This is a genomic window from Caulobacter sp. P1_B12_2, from assembly GCF_056406675.1.
In genome coordinates this window covers 1-25,619 of sequence record NZ_JBFTZS010000010.1, presented here as the reverse complement: position 1 = coordinate 25,619, position 25,619 = coordinate 1, and the positions used below count along the sequence as shown (strand labels likewise).

25 protein-coding genes are annotated in these 25,619 nt (G+C 68.6%); 6 read left to right on the top strand and 19 right to left on the bottom strand.

The window, feature by feature from the left end; genetic code table 11:
• Positions 1–738, bottom strand: a 738-nt coding sequence (locus tag AC1DZ6_RS01280; RefSeq protein ID WP_477095384.1) for an MlaA family lipoprotein, incomplete at its 3' end; no start/stop codon positions are given.
• A 317-nt stretch (positions 739–1,055) separates the two neighbouring features.
• Here AC1DZ6_RS01280 and AC1DZ6_RS01275 point away from each other — a divergent pair.
• A complete protein-coding gene (locus AC1DZ6_RS01275) occupies positions 1,056–1,742 on the top strand; it encodes a transglutaminase-like cysteine peptidase (RefSeq protein WP_477095382.1) in 687 nt (228 codons plus the stop codon).
• A 95-nt stretch (positions 1,743–1,837) separates the two neighbouring features.
• The gene (locus AC1DZ6_RS01270) at positions 1,838–2,530 is read left to right on the top strand and encodes a hypothetical protein (protein WP_477095381.1); all 693 of its coding nucleotides are present in this window, start codon (positions 1,838–1,840) and stop codon (positions 2,528–2,530) included.
• Positions 2,531–2,540: 10 nt separating this feature from the next.
• On the opposite strand, the gene AC1DZ6_RS01265 is transcribed toward AC1DZ6_RS01270, so the two are convergent.
• The 16 genes from AC1DZ6_RS01265 to AC1DZ6_RS01190 form a co-directional block, all read right to left on the bottom strand.
• Entirely contained in the window at positions 2,541–3,155 is a 615-nt protein-coding gene (locus AC1DZ6_RS01265; RefSeq protein WP_477095380.1) for a hypothetical protein, read from the bottom strand.
• Between the two features lie 9 nt (positions 3,156–3,164).
• Positions 3,165–4,142, bottom strand: coding sequence for a hypothetical protein (locus tag AC1DZ6_RS01260; RefSeq protein WP_477095379.1), 978 nt, complete (start codon positions 4,140–4,142; stop codon positions 3,165–3,167).
• A gap of 54 nt (positions 4,143–4,196) precedes the next feature.
• The gene (locus AC1DZ6_RS01255; RefSeq protein WP_477095378.1) at positions 4,197–5,264 is read right to left on the bottom strand and encodes a PASTA domain-containing protein; all 1,068 of its coding nucleotides are present in this window, start codon (positions 5,262–5,264) and stop codon (positions 4,197–4,199) included.
• 60 nt (positions 5,265–5,324) lie between these two features.
• Positions 5,325–6,701 carry a PASTA domain-containing protein gene (locus AC1DZ6_RS01250; RefSeq protein ID WP_477095377.1) on the bottom strand — a complete coding sequence of 459 codons (1,377 nt, stop codon included), beginning with the start codon at positions 6,699–6,701 and terminating at the stop codon, positions 5,325–5,327.
• A 24-nt stretch (positions 6,702–6,725) separates the two neighbouring features.
• Positions 6,726–7,304: a hypothetical protein gene (locus AC1DZ6_RS01245; protein WP_477095376.1), complete on the bottom strand. Its 579-nt coding sequence runs from the start codon at positions 7,302–7,304 to the stop codon at positions 6,726–6,728.
• Positions 7,305–7,306: 2 nt separating this feature from the next.
• Entirely contained in the window at positions 7,307–9,838 is a 2,532-nt protein-coding gene (locus tag AC1DZ6_RS01240) for a baseplate J/gp47 family protein (protein ID WP_477095375.1), read from the bottom strand.
• On the bottom strand, positions 9,838–10,275 hold the full coding sequence (locus AC1DZ6_RS01235) for a GPW/gp25 family protein (protein ID WP_477095374.1): 438 nt from the start codon (positions 10,273–10,275) through the stop codon (positions 9,838–9,840). The genes AC1DZ6_RS01240 and AC1DZ6_RS01235 overlap by 1 nt, the downstream gene beginning before the upstream one ends.
• Before the next feature lie 2 nt (positions 10,276–10,277).
• Entirely contained in the window at positions 10,278–10,622 is a 345-nt protein-coding gene (locus AC1DZ6_RS01230) for a hypothetical protein (RefSeq protein ID WP_477095373.1), read from the bottom strand.
• A gap of 3 nt (positions 10,623–10,625) precedes the next feature.
• Positions 10,626–12,140 carry a phage baseplate assembly protein V gene (locus tag AC1DZ6_RS01225; protein WP_477095372.1) on the bottom strand — a complete coding sequence of 505 codons (1,515 nt, stop codon included), beginning with the start codon at positions 12,138–12,140 and terminating at the stop codon, positions 10,626–10,628.
• A complete protein-coding gene (locus tag AC1DZ6_RS01220) occupies positions 12,137–12,913 on the bottom strand; it encodes a CIS tube protein (RefSeq protein ID WP_477095371.1) in 777 nt (258 codons plus the stop codon). The genes AC1DZ6_RS01225 and AC1DZ6_RS01220 overlap by 4 nt, the downstream gene beginning before the upstream one ends.
• Complete coding sequence (locus AC1DZ6_RS01215) at positions 12,901–14,487, bottom strand: hypothetical protein (protein WP_477095370.1); 1,587 nt, start codon at positions 14,485–14,487, stop codon at positions 12,901–12,903. The genes AC1DZ6_RS01220 and AC1DZ6_RS01215 overlap by 13 nt, the downstream gene beginning before the upstream one ends.
• A gap of 3 nt (positions 14,488–14,490) precedes the next feature.
• A complete protein-coding gene (locus AC1DZ6_RS01210) occupies positions 14,491–14,958 on the bottom strand; it encodes a phage tail protein (RefSeq protein ID WP_477035278.1) in 468 nt (155 codons plus the stop codon).
• A gap of 25 nt (positions 14,959–14,983) precedes the next feature.
• Positions 14,984–16,204 carry a phage tail sheath family protein gene (locus AC1DZ6_RS01205; protein WP_477095369.1) on the bottom strand — a complete coding sequence of 407 codons (1,221 nt, stop codon included), beginning with the start codon at positions 16,202–16,204 and terminating at the stop codon, positions 14,984–14,986.
• A 1-nt stretch (position 16,205) separates the two neighbouring features.
• The gene (locus AC1DZ6_RS01200; RefSeq protein WP_477095368.1) at positions 16,206–16,889 is read right to left on the bottom strand and encodes a carboxypeptidase-like regulatory domain-containing protein; all 684 of its coding nucleotides are present in this window, start codon (positions 16,887–16,889) and stop codon (positions 16,206–16,208) included.
• 552 nt (positions 16,890–17,441) lie between these two features.
• Entirely contained in the window at positions 17,442–18,278 is an 837-nt protein-coding gene (locus tag AC1DZ6_RS01195) for a hypothetical protein (RefSeq protein WP_477095367.1), read from the bottom strand.
• Positions 18,279–18,325: 47 nt separating this feature from the next.
• Positions 18,326–18,850: a hypothetical protein gene (locus AC1DZ6_RS01190; RefSeq protein WP_477095366.1), complete on the bottom strand. Its 525-nt coding sequence runs from the start codon at positions 18,848–18,850 to the stop codon at positions 18,326–18,328.
• Between the two features lie 267 nt (positions 18,851–19,117).
• Here AC1DZ6_RS01190 and rfbF point away from each other — a divergent pair, with 267 nt between their 5' ends.
• Entirely contained in the window at positions 19,118–19,900 is a 783-nt protein-coding gene (gene rfbF, locus AC1DZ6_RS01185; RefSeq protein WP_477095365.1) for a glucose-1-phosphate cytidylyltransferase, read from the top strand.
• 16 nt (positions 19,901–19,916) lie between these two features.
• Here rfbF and AC1DZ6_RS01180 read toward each other — a convergent pair whose 3' ends face one another.
• Positions 19,917–20,849 (bottom strand): N-acetylneuraminate synthase family protein, encoded by a 933-nt coding sequence (locus AC1DZ6_RS01180; protein WP_477095364.1) that lies wholly within the window; start codon positions 20,847–20,849, stop codon positions 19,917–19,919.
• 148 nt (positions 20,850–20,997) lie between these two features.
• Between AC1DZ6_RS01180 and AC1DZ6_RS01175 the strand changes: the two genes are divergently transcribed.
• On the top strand, positions 20,998–21,969 hold the full coding sequence (locus AC1DZ6_RS01175) for an NAD-dependent epimerase/dehydratase family protein (RefSeq protein ID WP_477095363.1): 972 nt from the start codon (positions 20,998–21,000) through the stop codon (positions 21,967–21,969).
• Here the strand turns inward: AC1DZ6_RS01175 and rfbG are convergent.
• On the bottom strand, positions 21,933–23,021 hold the full coding sequence (gene rfbG, locus AC1DZ6_RS01170) for a CDP-glucose 4,6-dehydratase (protein WP_477095362.1): 1,089 nt from the start codon (positions 23,019–23,021) through the stop codon (positions 21,933–21,935). The two genes, AC1DZ6_RS01175 and rfbG, sit on opposite strands and share 37 nt — an antisense overlap.
• A gap of 128 nt (positions 23,022–23,149) precedes the next feature.
• Between rfbG and rfbH the strand changes: the two genes are divergently transcribed.
• Both rfbH and AC1DZ6_RS01160 read left to right on the top strand, forming a co-directional pair.
• Positions 23,150–24,523 (top strand): lipopolysaccharide biosynthesis protein RfbH, encoded by a 1,374-nt coding sequence (gene rfbH, locus AC1DZ6_RS01165; protein ID WP_477095383.1) that lies wholly within the window; start codon positions 23,150–23,152, stop codon positions 24,521–24,523.
• A 19-nt stretch (positions 24,524–24,542) separates the two neighbouring features.
• A partial coding sequence (locus tag AC1DZ6_RS01160) for a glycosyltransferase family 2 protein (RefSeq protein ID WP_477095361.1) occupies positions 24,543–25,619 on the top strand: 1,077 nt, incomplete at its 3' end.

Below are 25,619 nucleotides of genomic sequence, written 5' to 3'. Positions count from 1 at the left end.
CACCACGGCCTCGCGGTGCTGTCCGTAGGCCGAACGCGCGGTGGCGTAGGGATCGACCGCCTGGTCCAGCGCCCGGAACGCGAGGTCGGCGTTGGCGCGCGTGTCTATGACCTGGACGACCAGACGGGTGGCGCCGAACGTGCTGCGCCATCCCTGGCCGGCGAGGCCGACGGGATCGGTGAAGAAATCGAAGACCCGACCCACCCCGTCCCGGAAATTCAGCGGCCCCAGGATCGGCATGTAGAGGTAAGGGCCCGGCTTGACGCCGTAGCGGCCGAATGTCTGGCCGAAGTCGGAGTCGTGCGACGGGATGCCCATGCCGGCGGCGACATCGAACAGTCCCAGCACGCCGACGGTGGAATTGATCGCGAAGCGGGCCGATGACCTGCCGGCCCGCTTGGGCTTGCCCTGCAGGACGTCGTTCAGGGCCGTATTGGGCTCGCCTAGATTGTAGACGAAGGAGCTCACCCGGTGTCGGACCGGCCTGGGCGCTACAGCCATGTAGCCATGGGTCACGGGGCGGAACACGGCGCGGTCCAGCCCCATGCTGAAGGCGTAGCTGCCCCGATTGAAGCCCTCGAGCGGATCGTAGGCCGTCTGCGCCATGTCGGACGCCGCGTCCGGCGCGGCGACCAGCGGAACCGGCGTTTCGGCCGCCGCCCGGGCGTGCGCCGACGAGCCGACCGCCAAGAGGCTTCCGGCGGCGAGCATGGCCAGGGCCGTCGTTCGTACAATCACGCTCAAGCCTTGCTTCTCGGGAATCTTCGGGGCGACGCGCCGATTATCCCAGCCTCCAGCCGGGAGCCGGCAGGTCGCATGTAGGCGCCTGTCGAAGCTAGGCAAGGGTTGGAGGGCTTACTGAACGTCATCCGTCCACGGATGCCGCACGGGCGTTCAAAATCGCGACAGGTCGAACCAGGGCCGAACGGCGGCTCATCAATCGTCGCGCGCGGTCAGGTCTTTCCCCGGAGGCGGCGGCTGGAACGCCCGATTGTCCAAGGCCCGCCGGCACGCCTAGGTGATCGGATCGAGCGCCGATCAGGAGACTCGTGCTCATGAAACTCACCGGGCTCGCGATCGCGATCGGCCTGACCCTTATCGCGCCGATTTCCGCCGCCCAGGCGGCGTCGAACCTGATCTTCACCAAGACCGACTATCCTGAATTCATTCTGCGACGCGCCCAGCCGTTGCGTCAGTCGGAAATCCTAACGGCCGAACTGCTGGCGCGCAGCGACATCCCGCAGGTGAAGGCCTATCGCGACTTCCTCGACAGAAAGGTGCGCGGCATGCCGCGGACCGCCCAACTGGCCGCTGTCAACGCCTACGTGAACGACCGCGTCAAGCAGATGAACGATTTCGACCTCTATCTTCGCGACGACATCTGGGCCACGCCTGTCAACACCCTGACCATCGGCGGCGATTGCGAGGACATCGCCCTGGTCAAGCGCTGGGGCCTGACACGCCTTGGGATTCCCGACGCCGAGATCTATCTGATCATCGGCGTGACGCTGACGACCACGCCGCCCAGCGGCCATGCGGTGCTGGGCGTGAAAGCCGGCGAAGGCGACGTCTGGATTCTCGACAGCCTGCAGAACAAGATCACGCGTCCCGCGGAGTCGACCCTGGAGCCCGCCTACGGCCTCAACGCCTTCGGCTTCTGGCGTGTCGATACGCCGGACCACGTGGACGACGACTACAATCAGCGGGCGTTGGAACGCGCTCTGGCCCGCCAGCGGCGCTGAGCGCCCGGACACACAACTATAAAGACACAGTACGTTTATCTTGTCGCGATGGTGGAGATTGGGCAGACTTCACGTTTCAACCTGGGGCCTCTCCCATGGACCGTTTGCGTACGCCGTTCTTCTGGCTGGCCGGCTTCGTCCTGCTGATCGCCCTGCTGGTGGAATGCGCCTCGGCCTTCGTTCTCAACGCCGTGCACCAAGTCGGTTTCGAGGCCTCGACGCCCGGCCTGGGCATTCGCTACCTGCCGGTGCTCGACGGCCTGCTGCTCTACACCGTGCTGCTGATGGGCCTGGGCATCCTGCTCTCGCGCAGCGTGATCGGCCGGGTGCAGGGCATCGTCACCCTGGTGATCGCCTTCTTCGGCCTGCTGGGCGCGATCGTCATGGCCCTGGCGGCCCTGGGCCTGTTGATCCTCATGATCACTCTGCTGGTGGCCGTGCCCTTCGGCACGATCGCCTATTTCGTGGCTTTCGCCGATTTCCCGACCGGCGCGGCGACCGCCACACTGGGCCTAATCCTGATCCTGAAGATCGCGTTCTGCATCCTGCTAATCCTGGCCCACGAGCGCTTCCTGCAGAACAAGGGCATCGTCATCCTCAGCGCGGTCTCGATCGGCGCGACCCTGCTGCTGGCCTTCCTGATCGACTTTCCGCCGGGCTTCCTGGCCGCCATCACCGACGCCATCGGCGCGCTGATCATCGCCATCGTCGGGGCGATCTGGCTGCTGATCCTGCTGATCGGATCGATCCTGGCGACGATCTCGACGCTCCGGACGGTGCGGGTCTAGAGCCCTCGGATCAGCGGACCGAGACCTCGACGGCTTCCTCCCGCATYGGCGCGACCACGATCGCGCCGCCGTCTCGATAGATCACGGCCGAGACGTCGTCGTCCTTCTCATGGCAGACGAACCTGCCGTCGCCGCTGGCCCGCGCCTTGCGCCAGGGCTCCTCGCAGGCCTTGACGTCGTCCTCCTCCAGGACCGTATTTTCGCGGCACAGGCACGCGACCTGCGGACAGGTCTCCCCTTCCCTGCCTTCGTCCTCGCTTTCCTCGCACCCATAGGTCACGACGGCCCCCAGCCCCGTGATCAGACGCAGGCGGGCGATGCGCATGTTCTTGTCGGCCGCCGGGATCGGCAGCGGGGCGCTCTGCGAATTGGCTTCGCTGGTGACCGGGATCGTCTTCTTGAAGAGCTTCGGCGCGAACGGGCGTGACAGCCTGCCCATGACCGCGGCCATGGGCGGAGGCTCCCAACTCGCCAGGGCGTCGTCGTCGATCTCGCCATTGCTCTTGGTCGGCGGTCCGTGGGCCGACGGGGGCGCGGGCGGCGTGGTGGCGCGATAGACGGCGACGCCGATCGCCACGACGAAGCCGATGACGATCAGGACCAGAATGATGATGACGACCTTCATCGACGCGCCTCACCCATAGCCGGCCAACAGGATCGCGACGAACGCGGCGCCCAGGCCCAGCACCCCGACCACCGACAGGACGATCGCCAACGGCCAGGGCCAGCAGACCCAGCCTGTGACCTGGCCGCCGCCGCTGATGAAGACCTGCTCAGTCCGGTCCCTGGGATTGGCGAGGCCGTAGGCCATCACCTCCCAGGGATTATCGAAATAGGTCCACCAGGTGACCGCGTCGCCGACACGGCGCTGGGAGTCGATCAGACCGGCGATCAGCGAGGGGATGATCGTCAACGCCATCCAGCCGACATAGGAGAACCAGAAGAACGGCCCCAGCACCCGGTTCTGCCAGATGTGGATCCTCTCGTGCTTGAACAGCTCGGACGCCGGGTTCCAGTTGCCGGTGTTGCTCATCACCGCGCCCTGGGTGAAGGCGAAGCCAGCCCGGATCGCGAACCCGTAGACATAGCGATGAGCGTCCTGGCGGATCTCCGTGGCGTCGTCGCCGTGATGCCCCCAGGCGAAGTTGATCAGGTGCATCAGCACGCCGTTGGTGTTGCCGCCCAGGCCCCAGGTGACGTCCAGCAGGAAGGCCGGCACGCCCAGGCCCAGCCACTTGTGGGTGGCCCACAGGCCGTCGAAAAGCCCGACCAGTCCGCCGACCACCAGGGCGATCCACAGCAGGGCGTCGACACCGATCACCGGCGGCCCGAAGCCCAGCGAGATCAGGTTCACCACGCCGGGCCAGATGAAGAACAACAGGCTGGTCACCGTGACGGCGGCGTCCGAGTCCCCGCCGATGCTCAGCATGATGCTGATAAAGGTCCGCGCCAGAAAGGCGCCGAACGTCGCGGTGAGAAAGGTCTCGAGCGCCCGCCAGAGCGACGACGAGCCGTCGCCCTCCGCGAGCCTTACGATCAGCGCCACCAAGGCCCCGGCGACGCCGAACGCCAGCGACCCCAGGATGGCTTCCAGAGAGAAAATCCGCTCCACGGTCTTGCACTCCTTGCCGGGCCCGCCGACCAGCGGACCCGTTGGGTTTGACGCCTAGCCCGCGGGCAGCGCGATCCTCGGACGGGTCGGTCGAGGAATGAGGATCTTCGGTCGGCAGGCTCGATAGCGGGATGGACCGGCCGCGTTCTCCCGGGCGGCGATGGTGCGCCGCTCGACCGTCACGCAGACGTGGTCGTTGGCGAAGCCGTCACGCCAGACATAGCCTTGCAGGCAGGTGTCCGGACCATAGGGACCGCCGTAGGGATTGCGGCGGGCGCCGGCCTGGTTGTTCTCCAGGGCGGCCAGATAGCGGGATTCCGGCGTGACGCAGACCCGGTCGTTGGGACCGGCGGCGCGCCAGACGAAGCCCTCGATGCAGGCGCCGACCGCCGGGTCGCAATTGGCCTCGGCCGGTTCCTCGATCGGCGGCTCGTCCTTGGGCTCTTCCGGCACGACCACCGGCAAGGGCGCGGCGACCGTCAGCAGGAACGGATCGGTCTTCTTGGCCTTGGCCCCGGCGGCGGGCGTCTGGTCCAGAACGGTTTCCGGCGGCGTCTCGCCGGTCTGCCTGTCAGCCCGCTTGACCGTCTTATAGCCGGCCTTTTCGAGCACCTTCACAGCCTCGGCATAGGGTTGGCCGACCACGCTTGGCGCCTTGGATCCGCCGCTCATCACCACGACGGCGATGATCACGCCGATCACCAGGACGAGCACGCCGGCGGCCACCGCGACGATCCACCAGGGAAACGGCTTCTTGGGCGGCGGCGGACCCACGGCGGGGACGGTGACCGTCGCCGCCGTGCTGTCGGTGCTGTCGTTATCGGGATCGTTGATATTGATCGCCCGCAGCTTGATCCGGTGCTGGCCCGGCCGCGTCGCGGCCGGGATCTTGGCGACCACGGTCACGGTCTGGTTTTCACCCGCCGCGACCGGCCGTTCCGGCTCCCCCTGGACCTGGTACCACTCGGCCTTGCCGTCACCCTGGATCTGAACGCTGAAACGCGCGGTCAGGCCCTCCCCCGTCTTGTTGGTGACGCCGAAGGCGGCGCTGCCGGTGTGGAAGGCGCCCTCCTTCTTCAGAGCGACGGTCGTCGGTCCGTCCGGAATCTCGAAACTCGGCATGTCTTGATCCTCGTGTCCGTCAAGGCGGCGCAAGCCCCGCGCTCGCGCCGCGATACGTCGTCATTTCGGCTGGATCCTCATGGTCGTCGGCGCGAGCGTTTTCACCGATCTCATCTCGTTGCTGTAGCTCAGGACCCTCGTATCCACGACCAAACGGCAGCGCGCGATGTTGGAGGTCTCGCTCGCGATCGTGATGTTCACCCTGGCGCCCAGGGCGACCCTGGTCTTGGGCTCGATGCTCTGGGCGACGATCATACTGGGCGTCCCGGCGCAGCTGGAGCCGATAGATCCGACGTCGACGCCTGCGTTCTTGAGCGTCTGGATGCCCGCGATCCCGCCGATCTGCGGGCTGAGCAGATTGGGCACGACCACGCCCGGGTCGACGGTCAGCGTCACGACGCTGCCCTTGGGCGCCTTGGCGTCGCCGGCCGGTTCCTGAACCAGAACGGCGTCCGGCTGCTGGCCCGAGGCCTTTCCAACCACGGAGACGACGGTGAAGCCGCGATCCTCCAGCAGCGCCTGGGCGGCCACCAACGGCTTGCCGGCGACGGCGGGCACCGCCACCGTCTCGCCGACGGCCACGGTCAACTTGACCTCCGCCGTCGCCGGGTCGGCCTGGTCGTTAGCCGCGGGATCCTGCCTGAACACCAGGCCCACGCCCTTGTCGCTGGTGACCTCCTCGGCCGCCGGACCGACCTTGAAGCCGCTCTTTTCCAGAAGGGCGACAGCGGTCGGATAGTCCAGCCCGGTCACGCTCGGCACGGCCACCGTCGGCACGCCCGCGACCGTCAGCTTGACCTTGACCGTCTTGGGGTCGGCCTTCTTTCCGCCGTCGGGATCCTGCTTGAAGACCTTGCCCTGCGGCTTGTCGGGCGCGGCCTCGTTGATCTGTGGCTCGGCCTCGTAGCCCTTCTCCTTCAGGGCGGCGACGGCGGCCGGATAGTCCAGCCCGATGACCTTCGGAACCTTCGGACCGCCGCCCATCACGACGACGGCGATGATCACGCCGATCACCAGAACCAGCACGCCCGCGGCCACCGCGATGATCCACCAGGGGAACGGCTTCTTCTTGACCGGCGGCTTGACGACGGCCGGGATCTTGACCGTCGAGACCGCGCTTTCGGTGCTGTCGTTGTCGGGATCATTGACGTTGGTCGCCCGCAGCTTGATCCGATGCTCCCCCGCCGGCGCCGTGGCGGGAATCTTCGCCACCACCGTGACCGTCTGGGTCTCGCCGGAAGCGACAGGCCGCTCGGGCTCGCCCTGGATCGAATACCATTCGGCCTTGCCGTTGCCCTGCACCTGCACGCTGAACCGAGCGGTCAATCCCTCCCCGGTCTTGTTGGTGACGCCGAACACGGCGTTTCCCTTGTGGAATCCGGCCTCCGTCTTCAGGGCTACGGTCGTGGGGCCGTCCGGAATCTCGAAACTCGGCATGGGTGTTGGTCCTCGTGCTCGCGATCAGGCTGCTGAAAATTCGATTTCGTAGGTGGTGTAGGCGGGACGCTCTTCGTCGACGATCCGACGCACTAAGTCGGCCAGGGGCCGCGCGGCCGCCGGGGCGACGACGCGCAGATGGAAGCTTCGGGCGACGCCCTTGGGCCCCGGCGGGTTCTCCTCAACCGCGTAGCCGGACACCCCGGTGGCCACGGTCAGGATGCGCTCGAGGGTCCGGCGGGTGCCGCGCCAGCGCGTCAGTTCGGCCGCCTCCAGGCACAGCAGCCGCAACCGGCCCAGCCCCGCGGCGTAGCGCGGCGCGCCTTCGCCCGGTCGGCCGCCGGCCCAGTCGAGATAGCGGTCCAGGTCCAGCCAGCGCGCCAGCATCAGGGCGAAGGCCGGCGGCGCGCGCAGCGGATCGATGTGGGCGTCGAGGGTCGCCAAGGCGTTCTCGGCCGGCGCCTGCAGCACCTCCATCACCTCCAGCACGGCGGCCAGGGGCTTTTTCGGCGTGACGACGGCGGGGTCGACCGGCGGTTTCTCGGGCGGGATGGCCGACTGATAGGTTTCCGGCAGAAGGCGGGCGATGCGGGCGCGATCCATCGTCAGCCCCCCCGGTCGTCGTCGATCACCACCGTGAGGTGGTGCTGATCGGCGCAATAGAGCCAGTTGGGCGGCAACGGGATCCGGTCGGTGAAGACCGTGGCCGAGCTGGTCGCGAAATGCTGGGCGCCGTCGTCGCTACGATAGACGCCCACGGGTCCGCCGGCGAACACCAGCGGCGCGGCGCCGGGCACGGGGGCGGCCGCCACGCAGGACACCACCTGCAGCAACCGCTCGGCGTCTCGGACCTTCAGGCCGGCGTCGAGGGGCGTCGCCCGCCAGGCCGGCGCCGCGACCGTGGTGTCCAGCGCCAGAACACCGCCGCGGTTGGAGCCGGCGAACACCCATTGGTCGGCGAAGGCCAGGCCTTCGCAGGACCCGCCCTGCCAACCCACATTGAACGGCTTGAAGCCTTCCGGGTCGTCGGCCCCGCCCGAGCGCAGCTCCACCCTGAAGGCGCCGACGCCCTGCTGGCCGGCCTCGGCCGCGGCCGCGGCCCAGAGGAAGTCCCGGGCGTTGAAGCGCTGGACCGACAGGCTGCGGATGTCCTGGCCCGACAGGCCGATCGCATGGAAACTGTCGGACACTCCGCCGAGGGCGGACAGATAGACCCCGCCCTTGACCCGCGCGGCCACCGCGACCTGGACCACCCCGGCCGACGACACCGAGGTCGTCACGGCGTAGAAGCCCTTGGTGTCACGAGCCTTGTCGACGACGACGGGCGCCGGCCCGGCGTCGCCGAACGGCTTGAGTTGGCGCAGGCCCTCGGCCGTGGCGATCAGCAGCAACGGCGAGCCTTCGCGGTCCAGCCAGTCGGCGTCGGACACCTCGCTGTTGAACACCGCCGCCTCGGTCTTCCAGGTCTCGCCGCAGTCGCGCGACACATGGATGGCGCCGCCGGCCTTGCGGACCACGCCCAGCGCGACCAGGCCCGGCCGGTCGCGGTGGCGACGCACGAACAGCGGACGGTCGCCATCGGCCTTGAAGACCACCGACCAGGTGTTGCCGTCGTCGAGGCTGCGGTGCAGGCCCTGGTTGGTGGCGGCGAACCAGGTGCGCGCCTGGTGCGGGTCGCGCAGCAGGTCCGACACGTCGCGGTCGGGCGCCTCGCCGATGGTCAGGCGAAGCTGGTCGGCATAGCGCACGCTGGGGTCGGCCGACATGGCCTCATAGACGTCGGAGGCCCGCAGGACCTGGCCGAAGGGCTCGTCGCGCAGCGGCGAGAACAGCTTGTTGAGCCGGACGCGAAGCCGGGCCTCGACCGCCGGCGCATCCTCCTCGCGGCTGACCACCACGCGCGCCGTCACCGAAACGGGGCGCACCTTGGCCCAGTCCACCGAGGTCTGCACGCCGAGCGGCCGCCGTTTGTCCAGAGCGCTCTGAACGCGCGCCCTGACGGCCTCGGTGCGCTGGTCGATCACCGCCTGGGCCGTGACGGCGCCGTCGGGAAGTTTGCTGAGGTCGACGTCCGGCACCAGCAGGATCTCGACCACCCCCGGCGGCGCGTGGGCCCAGACCTGGGATTGAGCATAGGCCTTGGCCCGCGCCACCGAGCGATCCGCGACCGCCAGGCGCTCGAAGTCCCGCGCCGTGACCGCCGAGCGCATCGAGGTCAGTTCGAGCGGGCCGCGGCGCATCGCGGCCTGGATGCTCTCGGCCTCGGCGCCGCCGGCGGCGGCCGCCAGGTTGGTCACCGTCAGATCGGGGATCGGCGTCTTGAAGACGCTCAGGGCGCCGATCACCACATTGCCGGCCCGGCCCCCGCCGCCGCGATACCAGGCCCGGATGTCGCGCCCCAGGGCCGGGACGGTCGACAACGGCGTCGATCCCTCGCCGGCGATGGCCGGCGCGAACTGGATACGGCCCATGGCGCGGTCGACGCGGTAGACGCAGTCAGTCGGGGCGGCGTCGGCGAAGCTGACCACTTCCCGCCAGATCCGATAGCTCTTGTCGCCCAGGGTGCGCGACACCGCGCCGTCGGCCAGCTCCGCGCTATCGGCCTCGACGCCGACGATCAGGTCCAGCCCGTCGACGGAGGGGGCGATGATCGGCGGCCGCTTCACCTGCACGCTCTGGCCGGGGGCGCCCGTCCCCGTTCCGATCGCCTCGGCTTCGGTCAGGTCGCAATGAAGGGCCGACGCCACGACGCTCTTCTGGTCGGCCGCCATGACCGCGGCCTGAGTGACCACGAAGGTCACCGAGCCGTCGCTGGTGGCGATGCGCGTGCCGGCCGGGATGGTGACCCGCGCATTGCCGGCGGTGCGGGTGAAGGTCAGGTCCACGGCCGCGGCGGCGGGCGGATGGACCTGAGCCCCGACCAGGTTCAGCAGGCTGACATACAGCTTTTCCGGCACGCGATTGAGCCGGTACAGCATGGTGTCGGTCAGGTAGGCGAAGGTCTCCAGCAGGGTGATGCCCGGGTCGCTGGGATTGCGGTCGGTCCATTCCGGGCACGAGCGGTCGATGACCTTGACGGCGTCGGCCATCAGTTCGGCGAATGTCCGGTCGTCCAGCTTGGGGGTCGGCAACGGCATCAGGCGGCCTCCCCGCGCAGGTCGAGGCCGAACTGCAGCTGACCCGGCTGGTTGCTGCTGCGCACCCGGTAGTCCAACGAGACGTTCAACTGGCTGGGCGCGGCGGGATCGACGCCGGCGTCCAGCCGCACGATCTCGATCCTCGGCTCCCAGCGCTTGAGCGACTGGCGCACATAGTGAATAGCCAGGCCGGCGGTCGTGGCGTCGTTGGGTGCGAACATCAGTCGGTGCAGCGGACAGCCGTAGCCGGGCCGCATGACCCGCTCGCCGGGAATGGTGGTCAGCAGCAGGATGATCGCCTGGCGCACGGCGTCATGGCCGCTGACGTCCGCCAACCGCCCTGCCGGCGACAGGATCAATCCCGCCGGCCGCCGCAGCTCGGACGTCGCTCCGCCCAGCTCCGCGCCTTCGAACCGAATTCCCCGAACGGTCTTCATGCTCAACTCCCGGCCGCCACGAGGCGTTGGCCGGGATCGACCACGCGATAGTTGACCGTCCCCGGCGGCGATCCGTCGGTAAGTCCGGTGACCGTGTCCAGGCACACCGCCCGGCCACCGATGGTGACGAAGGTCGAGTAGCCTTCCTTGACGGCCAGGGTCGTCAGGCAGGGCCGCAGGCCGATGACCGGATTGGCGTTCGGACAGGCCGAGATCGGCCGGGACTGCGGATTGGGGTTCACCAGCGCCAGCCGGCTCTTGATGCGCACCAGGGTCTGGGTCGTGGCGATGCCCACCCGGCCGCCATGGTCGCAAACCAGCGTCGCGTCCTGCGTCAGCCACAGCATGCTTTAGCCCTCCTCGAACGCGACGGCGGCGGCGCGGATCGTCAACCGGCGGCCCGGGGCCTCGATGATCAGGTCGCCGCTGGCCCGCAGGCGCGAGCCGTTGGGGCCGAACTCGAGCAGCCCGCCCGCGCGGGTCTCCAGCCGCGCCAAGGCGTCGACGCTGTCCAGGGTCAGGACCTGGCCGCCCGGCGTGCGGACGGTGAAGGCCCGGGCGCCCGCCGTCCCGGCGCCGCGCGGTCCCGGCGCCGTCCGCTCGCCGTAGAGGCCGCCCAGGACGATGCCCCGTGCGGGATCGCCGTCCGGAAACAGCACCAGCACGTCGTCATTCGGCTCCGGCAGGATCGCCACGCCCTTGTCTGCGCCCGCCCCCAGCAGCAGCACCGACATCCAGCCGGTCTCGACGTCGCCCAGCACGGGCAGCCGGGTCCGCACCCGGGCCAGGCCGTCGGGATCGTCGGCGTCGGTCACCTTTCCCAGGGTGAAGGCCGGCGCGCGGGCGCGGTCGGGCCGGGCCGGCGGCTCGTTCGAGATCTCGACCACGTAGCCGCGGGCCTCCTCGAACCGATGCAGGGCGCGCGTCACCACGCAGCGGCCATCGACCAGGTCGCCGACGCCCTCCAGGTTCACCGGCCGGCCCGGGCGCAGGTGGGTGTCGCCCTCGACCGTCGCCTCCAGCAGCACGGCGCGCGCCACCGCCCGGTCCAGATCGGCCTGGGCCAGGCTCTCGGCCTCGGCGGCGTCGGCGGCCAGGCGGTTGAACAGCGTGCGTCCGCCCATGTCCGGAAAGGCCGTCAGTCCGCCGTCGCGAAACTCCTCGGCGTCCTGGCGGGCCAAGCCGGCCCGGGCGTTGGCCGAGACGGCGCGCGAGGGATCCCAGGACTGGGCGCCCGTCCACGGCCGCAGCGAGTCGGCGCCCGTGATGGCGCGGGCCTGGATGATCTCGCGGCGCATCCGCAGCGGGATCGGCTCGCCGTCGCCGGCCAGGCTGATCAACCGCAGCTCGCCGGCGTCCAGCACCAGATAGAGGCCGGCGTCGCGGGCCAGATCGACCACGAAGTCGAAGTCGTTCTGGTCGTGCTGGACGATCAGCGCCCGGGTCGGCGGATGTTCGGCGCAGCTGAAGGTCAGGCCCAGGTCGGCCGCCATCTGGCCCGCCAGGTCGGCCACCGTCATGTCGGTCAGGGCCCGAGCCCGCTGGCGCAGCCGCGCCCTGTGCAGCTTGTCCAGGGCCCGCAGCCGCACGACGCGGCCTTGGGCGGCGTCCTGCTGATACTCTACGGCCGTGATCTCGCCATCGAAAAGGTCGCCGGAGCCGTCGACCGAGAAGGCCAGGCCGGCGCCGAGGCGCAAGGCGGTCAGCGTTTCGGCGGGCGGGTCGGCGAAGACCAGTTCGGCCAGGGCCGGCGCATTGAGGGTCTGGCGCACGAAGGCCGAGACCGCGTAGCGTCCCAGGACGGGGTCCAGCGGCGCGCCGTCCAGGCGGGCCCGCAAGGGGCGATTGGCGAAGATGGAGGTCACGCGCGCGCCTCGAGCAGGATCGTCAGGGAGGGCAGCACGATGGTCGTGCCCTCGGGGACGTTCAGCGGATCGTCCACACCATTGTAGGCGGCCACATCAGCCCACAGGGTCGGGTCGCCGTAGCCGTCGTCGGCCACCTGATCGAACCGCTTCAGCGGCAGGCCCTCGTTGTCGACCGGCATGTCGACGGCCGGGAACTGGTCCACGGATCCCCCGTCGAGATCGGACGGCGCCTCGAATTGCGGCGTCACGGGTCGACTGGGCGCGGGCCGGGGCTCGGAGTCCTCGACCCGGCGCAGGCGCAGGCTGAGCCACGAGCGGCGCGGCGCCCCGTCGGCATTGAACCGCTCCAGGCGCTCGGACACGTGCAGCACGACGCTGGGGATGTTCCAGGACTTGCCCCAGATGAACCGCACAGTGGGCGGCGCGGCGAAACCGTCGGCCGCGACGGCGTTCTCGGTCAGGTCCCACAGCGGGCGGGTCAGGGCGCGGACGTCGTCGTCCTCGGCCGGACCCTGGCCGTATTCCGGCGTGGTCGCCGGGCGGCCCTCGCGGGCGATCTCGACGTCGAACAGCAGGTTCAGATCGTATTCGGTGACCCCGCCGCCCGTGGCGATCAGCGGGTCCTCCGACCGGGCCACGCCGGTCAGGAAGCCGCCGCCGGCCAGCCGCGTCCGCACGCCGGCGGTGCGCCGCGACTCCAGGTTTTCAGGATTGAGCAGGCAGGAGATCCGCTCGCCCGACCGCTCCAGAAGGAAGGCTACACGCTCCATCGGCCCTCCTCCTGTTCACGCGCCAGCTGATCCCATCGCGGCGGCAAGGCCTCGACGCCGGCCGGTAGCGCGAAGGTCGACGGCGGCAGCGACGGCCAGCGGTCATCCGACGGCGAACCGGCGGGTTGGCGAGCGGCGGTGCGCGATGGGGACGGACGCGGCGAGGAGAAGGTGGGTCGGCCGCCCGGGGCGCGGGTTCCGCTTTCCGAGGTGGACACGCCGAACGCGCCGCGAACGATCCGGCGGGCGGCCTGCGGAGCCGTATCGACCTTGACCCGGTTCGGCGGCGCGTCTCGATCCACCGCCTGATCCGTGGGCGAGAAGGCCGGCGTGACGGCGGCCGAAACAGGCGCGCGCGAGGGCGTGAAGGACGGCCCGCGTCGCCGAGGTCCTGGATCCGGCGCGGACTGAACGGCCGTCGGCGGCGTCCTCGCTACGGCAGGCTCGGAGGCCTGGAAGCGGTCAGTACGCGGACGGGGCTTGGCGCGCAGCCCGGCGAGGGCCTGAAAGATCGAACGTCGTGGGGCCGACGGCGTCTGGGCCGGCCTGACCTCATCACGCCCTGTCTGGTCCGGCGAGACGGTTTGGTGGTCCGATGTCGAGACCTGAACGGCCGCGCGGGCTGCCGACACAGGGGCGCTGGCAGGTGTTTCCACCGCCGTATCGCCGCTTGCGGACCGACCAGGAGCGGTCGAGAGTTCAAGGGATCGTCTGCCGGGTGTGGATTTCGCGAAGAACCAAGACCGTTGGCGGCGAACGGGCGGCGGCGCTTTGAACTGATCGACGAATGTTTCCGACGGGACGCTGTCCTTCGATCGCGTCTGCGTGAAAACGGGAACGGCCCGCGGTTTTTCGGGCGGCTTATCGGCCTCAGGCTGGACATCTTTCGCCACGCCGGGTGCCGCGCGCGATGGCGGGGCCTCGGACCAGGTCGCCTCGCGTGGGGACGCCTTGGACGCCGATGCGTCGGGCACGGGCCTATCCAGTTCCGGCGCGCTCGGGGCGGCTTGGGGCGGCGCGTCGACGAGGGTCAGCGGCGAGCGCGGCCGACGCGGCGTCGAGGCAGACTCCAGCGTCGCCGCCGGGCGCTCCGACGTCGGCGGCGACGCCACCGACGTGAACACGGGCCGGGGCCGTCGCCTCGGCTCGACGTCGGGCCGGCTCCAGACCTCGGACGAGCGGTCACGCAAGGCGGCCAGGGTCGGGACGGCGGTCTCACGGCGCGGCGTCGGACGGTCCGGAACCGGCTCGCTTACGACCGGCGCGCGCTCCGTCGCCGCCGGTGTCGCGAGCAACGGCGTCAGCCCGCCCGGCCGGGCGGGCGGCCAGGCCGTCGGATCGCTGGTCAGCGACAACGGCGCCTCGCCCGCGTCCGCCAGCTGCGACGTCSGCTCGGCCACGTGCGCCAGCCAATGGGCCGGCGCGCCTGGATAGCGTTCGGACAGGGCCGCCATGACCGGGTCCATCGCCGGCGCGGATCGGTCCTCGGAGGCGCGCTCCAGGGCCTGGGCCAAGGAGCGCGCCAAGGCGGCCATGGCGATCAGCCAACCCGACAACAGGCGGCGGAGGGCCATGGCTTACGCTCGGGTCAGGGTGTCGAAGGAAAGCTTGAGTTCCTCGATCGCGACTTCGCGACCCAGGGCGTCGAACGACACGCCGCTCCACTCGCAGGGCCAGGCGTTGTCGAGGTTCCAGCGCAGGACCTCGGCGGTGCCCTTCACGTCCATCATCGCGATCGAGATGTTGCGACGCGGCGTCCCGCCGGCCAGGACCTCCTTCAGCCAATCCCACAGCGCCGGGGTCTTGGTCAGACCATAGCGCAGCGTGACCTCGGCGTATTCGACGGGGCCCGGCAGGGTGCGGACGATCTGGCCGCTGCCGGACTCGCGGTAGCGGATGGGATGGATCCGCACGCCCAGGCCGAAGCACTCGGTGAACCGGACATCGCCCATCTCGCGGGACGAGAGCATGAAGTTGTAGTTGCGATAGACGTCGGGCAGAGCGCCAACCTTGGGCGCCGCCGCTGCTTCTTCTGGCTTGGCCATGACGGATCCTCTCTAAGGTTTGGGGTCAGGCGGTTTCGACGGTGGATCCGACCGCCGTCTGGCCGATGCGGAAGATGACGAACTCGGCGGGCTTCACCGGCGCGATGCCGATGACCACCACCACCTGGCCGGCGTCGACCACCTCGGGCGGGTTGGTCTCGGCGTCGCACTTGACGAAGAAGGCGTCCTCGGGCCGGGATCCGGCCAGGGCGCCCTGGCGCCAGAGCAGGGTCAGGAAGGCGCCGACGTCGCGCTGGATGTCCTTCCACAGCGGACCGGCGTTGGGTTCGAACACGACCCAGCGGGTGCTGATGGCGATCGACTCCTCGATCATGTTGAACAGCCGGCGGACGTTCAGATAGCGCCAGTTGCTGGCGCTGGGGGCCAAGGTCCGGGCGCCCCAGACGCGAACGCCTTCGCGGGTGAAGAAGCGGATGCAGTTGATGCCGACTGGGTTGAGCACGTCCTGCTCGGCCCGCGACAGCATGTAGGTCAGCCCCTCGGCCCCGCGGATCGTGACGTTGGCCGGGGCCTTGTGCACGCCGCGCTCGCTGTCGGTGCGGGCGTAGATGCCGGCCATGTGGCCCGAGGGCGGGATCTGGGCCAGGGCGTCCGGATCGACCGCGTCCCGGCCCTTCAGCCAGGGGAAGTAGCAGGCGCCGTAGCCGCCGTCGGAGTCGCGGGGACGAAGACCCGGCTTGGGGCCTCGGCCTCGGGCGGGCGGCGAGGCCGTCTCGCCCTCGGCGGGCGTGGCGGGCGGCGCGGCGCTGCCGTCGGCCGCGCGAGTCAGGACCTCGACGTCGTCGACGCGCGCCGGGGCGTCCAGGATCGCCACCCGGTCCTTCAGCGACTCCGCCGCGTCCAGCAGGGCGCCGTGCGAAGCGGGGTCGGTGCGCCCGGGGGCGGCGATGATGGCGATCTCGTCGATGGCCGCCAGGGCGTCGAGACCGCGCCCCTTGCCGGCGATGGCCCCGTCGGCCTTGATGTTGACGACGTAGCAGCGCGAGCCGCCGTTCAGGAAGAAGCCGTAGACGGCGTTGGCGAGGTCGGTGCCCTTGTCGCCGTCGCGCACGTAGCGTCGCCGGAACTCGCTCCAGTTGTTGATCGCCACGGCCTCGTCGAGGAAGGCGTCGGGGTTCGGGGCGGTCCCCACGAACCCGGCGGTCGAGGTTCCCACCGCCTCGATCGGGCGTGTTCCAGAGTCGATCTCCTCGACGTAGACGCCGGGGCTCAAATAGGACGGCATGTCAAATCTCCAGCGGTAGACGAAGGATCACGGGGCTTCCGGTCTCGACCTCACTGTCGATCTCGACCCCACGGGCTCGAACATTCAGACGAACAGGCTTGTTCTTGGCGCCGACGGGGCCACGGAGGCGAAAGCGGCCGTGCGCGTCGGTCCGGGCCGTGCGGTCCACGCCCTCGACGCGCACCACGGCGTCGGCGATCGGCGTGTCGCCGGGCCCCAGGACCGAGCCCTGCAGAACGCCGAGCTCGCCCGCGTTGATGTTGAGCGGAAAACGAACCAGCGCCGCCCGCTCCGCCGGGCGCTGCCGGGCGATCGAAACCGTGGCCCGCAGCACGAAGCCGGGCCCCGGCGGCAGATCCAGGTCGGCGCAGAGCTTCAGCGCGTCGCGGTCCAGGACCACCTCGGTCTCGTCGTGCTCCATCGCCGCGAACAGCAGCGCCATGGCGTCCGTCTGTTCGATGATCGGGTCGGCCGCGCGGACGGTGAGCAGGTAGTCGACGATCAGGCTCAGCGGCGGCGACGCCGCCCGGGGCGTCGCGTGCGGGGCCAGGCCGACCAGGCGAAGATCGATCCCCTCCCCGCAGTCGCGATCGCTCAGGGACCGGGCGACGACGGTTCGACCCGGCAGGACCTCCTGGGTCCAGCCGATCAAGTCGCGCGTCGTTTCCTCCAGCCCCTCAAGCATTTTCTGACCGCTCCCCCCGGGTACAACCCAAAGACGTCCAATCATCTAAGTCCGAATTTTAACAAATGAAAAGCTCGGATTTCATCGTTTTCCGAATACGTCTTCTTTCGTTTATTGCCTCTAACGCACGCATTTAATCAGGTTGCAAAGCCTCCAATTGAAGATTTTGCGCCAATAGTTTGCAGTAAATTTGGCCCAATAAATGGCACTTTTTGCCATAGACAGCTATTTTTCCACGAAATCAAAGCGGGTTTTGCCGAAACTTACGGAGCTAGTTTTGAACTTTTGAATTTGTATATTTATGAATGGCAATAAAACTTTACCTGTTACTACATAGCCAGAAAACTAGAAATAAACGTAATAGTTGCAGAGAAGCGTCACCTAGGCCGGGATACCGCTGCCGTGACGGGGTCGGCGGCCACTCAACCGGCACCCTGCCCTGCGAACGCCGCCGGATCAGGCGCCACGCCCCGCCAAGGCCTCCAGATCACGAAGGACGAGCGACCGCGCTATGCCGGAACCCGTGCGCGGGCGCGCCCGGCGAACGGCTCGTCAGCCCCGGTTCTCCTCTCGCCAGTAGAAGTAGAGCAGCACCGCCATGGCCCCGGCCAATGGGTGCCAGAGCATCCCGTGCGGCTGGAAGAAGGCGTTCGGATCGCACATCGGTCCGCCGGTCTGGGACAGCGCCCAGAAGATCGTCGCGGCGATGATGCACCCCACGGCCAGCCACCAGAGCAGGATGGTGTTCCATCGCCCTTGCCAGGGCTTGCCCTCTCGCACGCAGGCGACGATCTCGAGCGCCAGATAGGCCGCCACGAGGGTGATGATCAGGATCAGGGACTTGAACTCCCACTGCCAGATGGCGTGGATGACCACGAACACCACGACCGTGATCGGGTAGAAGACCCAGAACACCCAGTCGGCCGGGACCAGCCGCCGCAGGGTGTAGAACACCAGGAAGGCCGCGTAGACGTACATCGACAGACCGTCGAAATTCCCCGCCCAGCCGATGATCGAGGCGTGGAACCACATGCTGCCCAACCCCAGGAACAGCACCGCGAAGACGTACAGGTCGGCGATGAAATTGTCGGACCGCATGACGTTCTCGCCGCGCGGGCCATCCTTGCGATCCAGATAGATCACCAGGGCCACGAGGGCGGCGGTCAGGATCGAATAGAGGTTGAACCAGGTGTTGACCGGCTGTCGAACGCCGTTGGCGTGTCCGATCACGTCGCTCGCGGTGAAGGCCTCGCAAAAACAGGTGTTCGGCGTCGTGGCCATGCAACTGTCGGGACTGCCCGGCCAGCCGGCGGCGACGAAGATCATGAACGGCAGCAGGACCAGGACGATCCCGATCCCCAGCACGATGAAACCGCGATAAGCCGTCACTGCACCCTCCCTAACCCTCAGTTGGACGCAAAAACTCTTCGGTCGTCTCAGGACATGCCGCACGCCTTGCAGGCGATGCTGCCGACGGACATCAGCCATGGAATCTTGCCGGGCGGGTCGGTGAGCGCCGCGCCCAGTCCCGTCACCAGAAACCAGCAGGCTACGGCCAGCCCCACGTCCGTGGCGCGATTGAAGAACGGTTCGCGCAGACCCCAGCCTGGCACCGACGCTTCGAACAGCTCCCAGGCGATGGTGATGGTCAGCACCCACCAGAACGGCAGGAACCACGCGCCGAACACCAGTCCGGCCGAGGCGTGCGAGAGCGAATAGAGGTCGAAGGGCTTCCTGTCGCTGCTGTCGCCCAGCTTGATGAACTCGGTGAACACCACCGCCACCGCGGTCGCGACCACGAAGACGCCGACGGAGAGCCAGCGCCAGAAATTCGAGAGGTGGTCGCCATAGAAAAAGACGCCCAGCAGCCCGGCGCCCAGCACGAAGAGCGCGATGCCGACATAACTTTTCCAGGTGCGATCGTTCTGGTTGGCATTGGCGTCGGCGCCGTCGTCGGCCATGGCGATCTCACGCTGCGGGTTGACGAAAGGTCAAGCTTACGCGGTGTAGGCGATCTAATCCTGACTTAAACTCATAGGTGGAGCTTAGCAGGCCTTCCCGATCCGTCCATATGACTTTTGCGGGCGCGGCGCGCGCGGCTGGCGACGATCTGGCCTCCGCGCCCTTCCACCGATCTCGCGTCGAAGAATGGACAATCCGCCTACGGTGATGCTCCCCGCGCCCGACTTCGCTAGTGTCGCTCAGGGATTCCCTTYGGAAGCGGTGGCATGACGCAGAACAACAAGCCCAAGGTCGTCATCCTCGCCGGCGGCAAGGGCACGCGGATCGCCGAGGAGACTCAGGTCCGCCCCAAGCCGATGGTGGAGATCGGCGGCCGGCCGATCATCTGGCACATCATGAAGTCCTACAGCGCCCACGGCCTGAATGAGTTCGTGATCTGCTGCGGCTATCTGGGCGACAAGGTCCGCGAGTACTTCCTCAATTACGCCTACCAGAACGCCGACCTGACGATCCTGCCGAGCGGTCAGGTCGAGGTGCATCAGAGCCACTCCGAGCCCTGGACCATCACCCTGGTCGACACCGGCGACGACACCATGACCGGCGGGCGGATCAAGCGGGTGAGCCGCTATATCGAGAACAGCCCCTATTTCTGCCTGACCTATGGCGACGGCCTGTCGGACGTCGATATCGGCGCCCTGGTCCGGTTCCACGAACAGCATGGCGCCCAGGCGACCATCACGGCCGTCACGCCGCTGGCCCGGTTCGGGGCACTGAAGATCAAGGGCGACACGGTCGAGCGGTTCGTCGAGAAGCCCTCGTCCGAGAGCGGCCGGATCAACGGCGGCTTCTTCGTGTTCTCGCCCAAGGTGCTGGACCTGATCGACGGCGACGACACTGTGCTGGAGCAGGCGCCCCTGGAGCGCCTGGCGAAGGCCGGCCAACTGCGGGCCTATCGCCACGACGGCTTCTGGCAGCCGATGGATACGCTGCGCGAGAAGCTCTATCTCGAAGACCTGTGGGCGAAGGGCGCGCCCTGGAAGAACTGGTAGGCGCCCAGGCGGGCGCCTAGGTGGCGTCGCCCGACCAGTAGCGCAGCTTCTCGGCGACCGAAGCCTCACCAGGGGTGATGCGCTTTTCGCCGTCGCCCAGCCATTCGCGCAGGTCGCGCAGGCGCGAGACCAGCACCTTCAGTTCGTCCGGCTCCAGCGACGCCGACTGGTCCGAGCCGTACATCGCCCGGTCCAGGGTGATGTGGCGCTCGATCGCCACGGCGCCGAGCATGGCGGCCACCAGGCTGGGCTCCACCGAGCCCTCGTGGCCGCTGTAGCCGACCGGCGCGCCATAGCGGCGGCGCAGGGTGTCGATCGTCATCAGGTTCAAGTCGGCGGGCGGGGTCGGATAGGTCGAGACCGTATGCATCAGCACGAACGGACAGGCCGCCGCGCGCAGGATCTCGACAGCCGTGTCGATCTGCTCGAACGTGCACATGCCGGTGGAGGCGAACACCAGCTTGCCCTCGGCGGCGACCGCCTCGACCAGCGGGCGGTGGGTCAGCATCGCCGAGGCGAGCTTGTTGTACGGCAGGTCGTACTTGGCCAGAAACGACTGGCTGGGCACGTCCCAGGCCGAGGCGAACCAGGCCAGGCCCAGTTCGCGGCAATAGGCGTCGATGGCGTCGTATTCGGCCTCGCCGAACTCCAGGCCTTCCTTCTGGGCGCGCTGGGTCTCGCCCCAGGGGCTCTGGCGCGGCGCGGCCAGCACCTCGGCCGTGTAGACGATGTCGATCGTCCGCTTCTGGAACTTGACCGCGTCGCAGCCCGCCTCGGCGGCCGCTCGGATCAGCGCCTTGGCCACGTCCAGGTCGCCGTTGTGATTGATGCCGATCTCGGCGATCACGAACGGACTGTTGGCCAGCGGCCAGGGGATCGAGGCCAGGCTCTCGGTGGCCATGTTCTCCACGGAAAGCGCCTTGGTGATCGGGGCGTCGACGGTCTGCATGGTCCGGGTCCTGTTGCACGACGAGCGACGTCGGGGACGTCGCCTTCCGCGGCGTGAAGCCGCCGCGAGGGCTCTTGGCTCCAGCGTGGGCTGGTATATCTATCGCGGCCTGTCCTGTTACGGCCGTGATTGCGTTCCCCTGTCTAGAATGGAGTCGGCRATAATGCCTAGGTGCAAGTTCGCCGCATGGTTAGCGCATCCCTCCAGTTGCGTGGCGATCGTCGGTGCTTCCGGGTGGGTCGGCATGGCCCTGGCCGATCAGGTTCTGGCCACCTGCCCCGACTTCCCGCCCGACCGGCTGCGACTGTTCGGCTCATCCTCCCGCGACCTGGAAATCGGCAATTGCCAGGTCAGGATCGAGCCGCTGGACGGGTTAGCGCGCCTGGGAACCGGCGACTGGCTGGTTCTGCACGCCGCCATCATCGGTGACGATCGGGTGGAAGGCGGCGACCCGGCGGAGGTGCGCCGGCGCAATGACGCCCTGCTGGACCGGATTTTGGCCTTGGCCGAGACCGGCGAGACGCGACGACTGGTCGCATTCTCGTCCGGGGCGGTTCACCGGCCCGATGCCGGCACGCTGGCCCGCCGCGCCTACGCGACGATGAAGCTCGACCACGAGATCGCAACCGCTGACTGGGCGCGCCGGACCGGCCGGTCGGTGCTGATTCCCCGTATCTTCAATCTCGGCGGCCCCTTCATCAACCACGCCGGGGCCTATGCCCTGGGCGACTTCATCCTGGCCCTGACCCGGCGCGGCCGGATCGCCATCGGCGCCGCGGATCCGGTGTTCAGAAGCTTCGTCCACGTTTCGGAGATGGCGCGGGTTGTCCTCGACATGGCGCTGGACGAGACCCAGTCGGCCGAGCCGTTCGACATCGGCGGGGCCGAAGTCGTCGAGCTGGGCGCGCTGGCCCGAGCGGTCGGCGACGCCTTGGGACAGGCTGATCCGGCGATCGACCGTCCCGAACCGGGTGAAGGCCCAGGCGACTGGTACGTCGGCGAGGCTCGGCGCTATCAGAGCGCCCTGTACAGACGCGGCGAGCGGCCGGCCCCGCTGGCGCGGATCGTCGGCGACACGGTCGCTTATCTGGAAGCGACGGGCGCGTTGACCGCTCCGTAGCCGTCGATCTGCGCCAGGGTCGCCGCGCGGAGATCGCGACCGGCCAGGGCGTCTCGCCACCAGGCGGTCGTCAGCCCGACGGACTGCTCCAGGTCCAGACGCGGACGCCAGCCCAGATCGGCCTTGGCCAGGTCGGAATTCAGGGTCAGCAGACCGGCCTCGTGCGGCGCGGCCGGATCGACCCGCTCGGCCAGCCGAGCGCCCTCGCCCCAGGCGTCCGCCGCGATCCGGGCCACCGCGCCGACCGAGCGCGCGCCATCGGCGTCGGGACCGAAGTTCCAGGCGCGCAAGCCGCCGCCCGGCAGAGCCGCCAGGGCCTGAACCGCCAGCAGGTAGCCGTGCAGCGGCTCCAGCACGTGCTGCCAGGGACGCACGGCGGCGGGATTGCGCAGGACCGCTTCCTCGCCGCGGGCGAAGGCGGACAGGATGTCCGGCAGCAGCCGGTCGCGCGACCAGTCGCCGCCGCCGATCACATTGCCGGCCCGGGCGACGCCCACCGCCGCGCCCGCCGCCTCCAGGTACGAGGCGAAATAGGCCTTCACCGCCAGTTCGGCGCAGGCCTTGCTGGCGCTGTAGGGGTCGCGTCCGCCCAGGCGATCGCCCTCGCGATAGGCCTGCCCGTTTTCGAGGTTCTCATAGACCTTGTCGGTCGTGACGATCAGCGTCGTGGCCGGACGCGGCAGCCGGCGCACGGCGTCCAGCAGGTTGACCGTGCCCATGAGGTTGGTGGCGAAGGTCTCGCGCGGGTCGTCATACGATTTCCGCACCAGGGGCTGGGCGGCCATGTGGATCACCACGGAAGGTGCGAAGTCCAGCACGGCGGCGTCCATCGCGCCAGGATCGCGTACGTCGCCGATCAGGCTGTCCAAGCCGTCGCCGATCCGGGCGGCCTCGAACAGGTTCGGCCGGCTGTCCGGCGGCAAGGCCACCCCGCGCACGGTCGCGCCCAGCCGCTCCAGCCACAGGCTCATCCAGCCGCCCTTGAAGCCAGTATGGCCGGTCAGCAGGACCCGCCGCCCCCGCCAGAAATCCTCATCAATGCCTATGGTCATGACGCGCCCAATGCCGACGAGATTTCCGCGAAGCCCGCACCGCGCCCAACGCGGCAGTTTGGCGCGCCGATCGTGCGCCGAATCGGCGATAATCTTGGTCTTCGTCGAGGCGGAGCAGCAAGGCCGTCCTGGGGCGGGGCATCGGAGAGCACGTCATTTCGTTTCAGGAACCTTCGGAGGAGACCGCGGCGCTGCGCGGCAAGATCCTCGCCCTGGTCGAGGAATACCACGCGCTGGCCCATGCGCCGAAGGCGTTCGAGGCCGGCGCCTCGCCCGTCCCGGTGTCGGGCCGGATCTATGACGCCTCCGACATGCGCAGCCTGGTCGACTCGTCCCTGGACTTCTGGCTGACCACCGGCCGCTTCAATGACGCCTTCGAGGCCAAGCTGGCCCAGCGCCTGGGCGCCAAGTTCGCCATGACGGTCAATTCCGGCTCGTCCGCCAACCTGGTGGCCCTGTCGGCTCTGACCTCGCCCAAGCTGAAGGCCCGTCAGCTGAAACCCGGCGACGAGGTGATCACCGCCGCCACCGGGTTTCCGACCACGGTCAACCCCCTGCTCGGCGCGGGCCTGGTCCCGGTGTTCGTCGACATGCTGCCGACCACCTACAATTTCGATCCGGAGAAGGTCGCCGCCGCCATCGGTCCGAAGACCAAGGCGATCATGGCCGCCCACACCCTGGGCAACCCGTTCGACCTGGCCGCCATCCGCAAGCTCTGCGACGACCACGGCTTGTGGCTGATCGAGGACTGCTGCGACGCCCTGGGCTCGACCTATGACGGCCGACAGGTCGGGACGTTCGGCGACGTCGCCACCCTCAGCTTCTACCCCGCCCACCACATCACCACCGGCGAAGGCGGGGCGGTGTTCACCAACGACGAATTCCTGCGCCGTCTAGCCGAGTCATTCCGCGACTGGGGCCGCGACTGCTTCTGCGCGCCGGGCATGGACAACACCTGCGGAAAGCGGTTCGGCTGGAAGATGGGCGACCTGCCCCGCGGCTACGACCACAAATATATCTACGGTCACCTCGGCTATAATCTGAAGATGACCGACATGCAGGCCTCGGTCGGCGTGACGCAGCTGGACCACCTGGACGGCTTTATCGCGGCGCGCAAACGCAACTTCGCCGCCCTCAAGGCCGGCCTCGCGGACCTGCAGGACTTCCTGGTGCTGCCCGAGGCGACGCCGAACAGCGACCCGGCCTGGTTTGGCTTCCCGATCACCGTTCGGCCGGACGCGCCCTTCACCCGCAACGAACTGACCCGTCACCTGGAAGACGCCCGGATCGGCACCCGCCTGCTGTTCGGCGGCAACCTGGTGCGCCAGCCCTACATGGCCGGGCGCAACTTCCGCATCCACGACGAGCTGACCGTCGCCGACGCGATCATGGAGCGGACGTTCTGGATCGGGGTCTATCCCGGTCTGGGCGCCGACCACGTCGCTTACATGCTAGACACCCTCCACGCCTTCTGCCGCGCCCGCGCCGYGGCGCCGGCCTGATCCTCAAGCGATAGAGCCCATGCCCAAACTCGAATGCGCCCTAGCCGAAAGCCACATCCGACCGTTCGCCGAGCAACCGGTGCTCAGCATCGTCATCCCGACCTATGAGCGCGCGCCCGAGCTGCAGCTCACGGTGCAGAGCATCGCCGATCAGCTGAAGGGCGGGCTGGAGGACAAGGTCGAGCTGCTGATCAGCGACAACGCCTCGGGTCCCGACACCAACGGCATGATCCAGGCCTTGGCCGACCGCTATCCGCGCCTGAGCTACATGGTCAACGCGCGCGATGAGGGCGGCTTCTTCAACCTGTTCGCCGCGCCCTGGCGGGCCCAGGGCCGGTACACCTGGACGTTCGGGTCGGACGACGTGCTGCTGGACGGCGGCGTGGCCAGCGTGGTCTCGATCCTCGAGCGCGAGGCGCCCAGCTTTCTCACCGTGAACAAGCGCGCCGCCAACGCCAACCTGACCGAGGTGCTGTACGCCGAGCTCAACACCGTGCCGGACAAGCGCTTCGACACCTTCATCGATCTGTTCGCCGCGTTCGGGATCAACCAACTGGCCTTCATCAGCGCCCAGATCGAGAACACCGAGGCCGCGCGGGCTCTGGACGCCGAGCCTTATCTGCGCTCGGACACGCGTCACCCGCACGTGGTCGCCTTCCTGGAAAAGCACGCCCACGCCCCGGCCTATTACAGCGCAGCCAACCACCTGGTTCACCGGATCGAAAACTCCCAGACCGTGAACTACAACGGCGGCAATTTCTTCGACTACGCCGGCGCTCTGCCGCGCATGTTGATCGAGGTCATGGACAAGGTCGGCGCGCCCGCGGACCTGTTTGAGCGCACCAGCGGCGCCCGGCAGGTGAAGGACTATGACCGGCCGCAGGTGACTCTGGTCGACACGGTCTTCGAGAACGCGCTGCGGGCGCTCGATGCGGGTTATTACCTGACCCTGGGCCATCGCCGCGCCCTGGAAGCCACTCTGGCCTCTTGCCGGCCGGACCGGTTGACGCAGTTCGCCGAGATCTGGGCCTACAGCAACAAGCTCCAGCAGATGGCCAATCGCGAGACCATAGCGACCCAGACCCTGGCCCAGGGC

What these genes read in the sequence shown, in the direction of transcription:
- AC1DZ6_RS01180 (WP_477095364.1), bottom strand. Translation starts at nt 20,849, where the DNA reads ATGCAGACCGTCGACGCCCCGATCACCAAGGCGCTTTCCGTGGAGAAC.
- AC1DZ6_RS01255 (WP_477095378.1), bottom strand. Translation starts at nt 5,264, where the DNA reads ATGCCGAGTTTCGAGATTCCGGACGGACCGACGACCGTCGCTCTGAAG.
- AC1DZ6_RS01210 (WP_477035278.1), bottom strand. Translation starts at nt 14,958, where the DNA reads ATGGCCAAGCCAGAAGAAGCAGCGGCGGCGCCCAAGGTTGGCGCTCTG.
- AC1DZ6_RS01235 (WP_477095374.1), bottom strand. Translation starts at nt 10,275, where the DNA reads ATGAAGACCGTTCGGGGAATTCGGTTCGAAGGCGCGGAGCTGGGCGGA.
- rfbF (WP_477095365.1), top strand. Translation starts at nt 19,118, where the DNA reads ATGACGCAGAACAACAAGCCCAAGGTCGTCATCCTCGCCGGCGGCAAG.
- AC1DZ6_RS01200 (WP_477095368.1), bottom strand. Translation starts at nt 16,889, where the DNA reads ATGCTTGAGGGGCTGGAGGAAACGACGCGCGACTTGATCGGCTGGACC.
- AC1DZ6_RS01205 (WP_477095369.1), bottom strand. Translation starts at nt 16,204, where the DNA reads ATGCCGTCCTATTTGAGCCCCGGCGTCTACGTCGAGGAGATCGACTCT.
- AC1DZ6_RS01245 (WP_477095376.1), bottom strand. Translation starts at nt 7,304, where the DNA reads ATGGATCGCGCCCGCATCGCCCGCCTTCTGCCGGAAACCTATCAGTCG.
- AC1DZ6_RS01240 (WP_477095375.1), bottom strand. Translation starts at nt 9,838, where the DNA reads ATGCCGTTGCCGACCCCCAAGCTGGACGACCGGACATTCGCCGAACTG.
- AC1DZ6_RS01220 (WP_477095371.1), bottom strand. Translation starts at nt 12,913, where the DNA reads ATGGAGCGTGTAGCCTTCCTTCTGGAGCGGTCGGGCGAGCGGATCTCC.
- rfbG (WP_477095362.1), bottom strand. Translation starts at nt 23,021, where the DNA reads ATGACCATAGGCATTGATGAGGATTTCTGGCGGGGGCGGCGGGTCCTG.
- AC1DZ6_RS01190 (WP_477095366.1), bottom strand. Translation starts at nt 18,850, where the DNA reads ATGGCCGACGACGGCGCCGACGCCAATGCCAACCAGAACGATCGCACC.
- AC1DZ6_RS01230 (WP_477095373.1), bottom strand. Translation starts at nt 10,622, where the DNA reads ATGCTGTGGCTGACGCAGGACGCGACGCTGGTTTGCGACCATGGCGGC.
- AC1DZ6_RS01250 (WP_477095377.1), bottom strand. Translation starts at nt 6,701, where the DNA reads ATGCCGAGTTTCGAGATTCCGGACGGCCCCACGACCGTAGCCCTGAAG.
- AC1DZ6_RS01275 (WP_477095382.1), top strand. Translation starts at nt 1,056, where the DNA reads ATGAAACTCACCGGGCTCGCGATCGCGATCGGCCTGACCCTTATCGCG.
- AC1DZ6_RS01270 (WP_477095381.1), top strand. Translation starts at nt 1,838, where the DNA reads ATGGACCGTTTGCGTACGCCGTTCTTCTGGCTGGCCGGCTTCGTCCTG.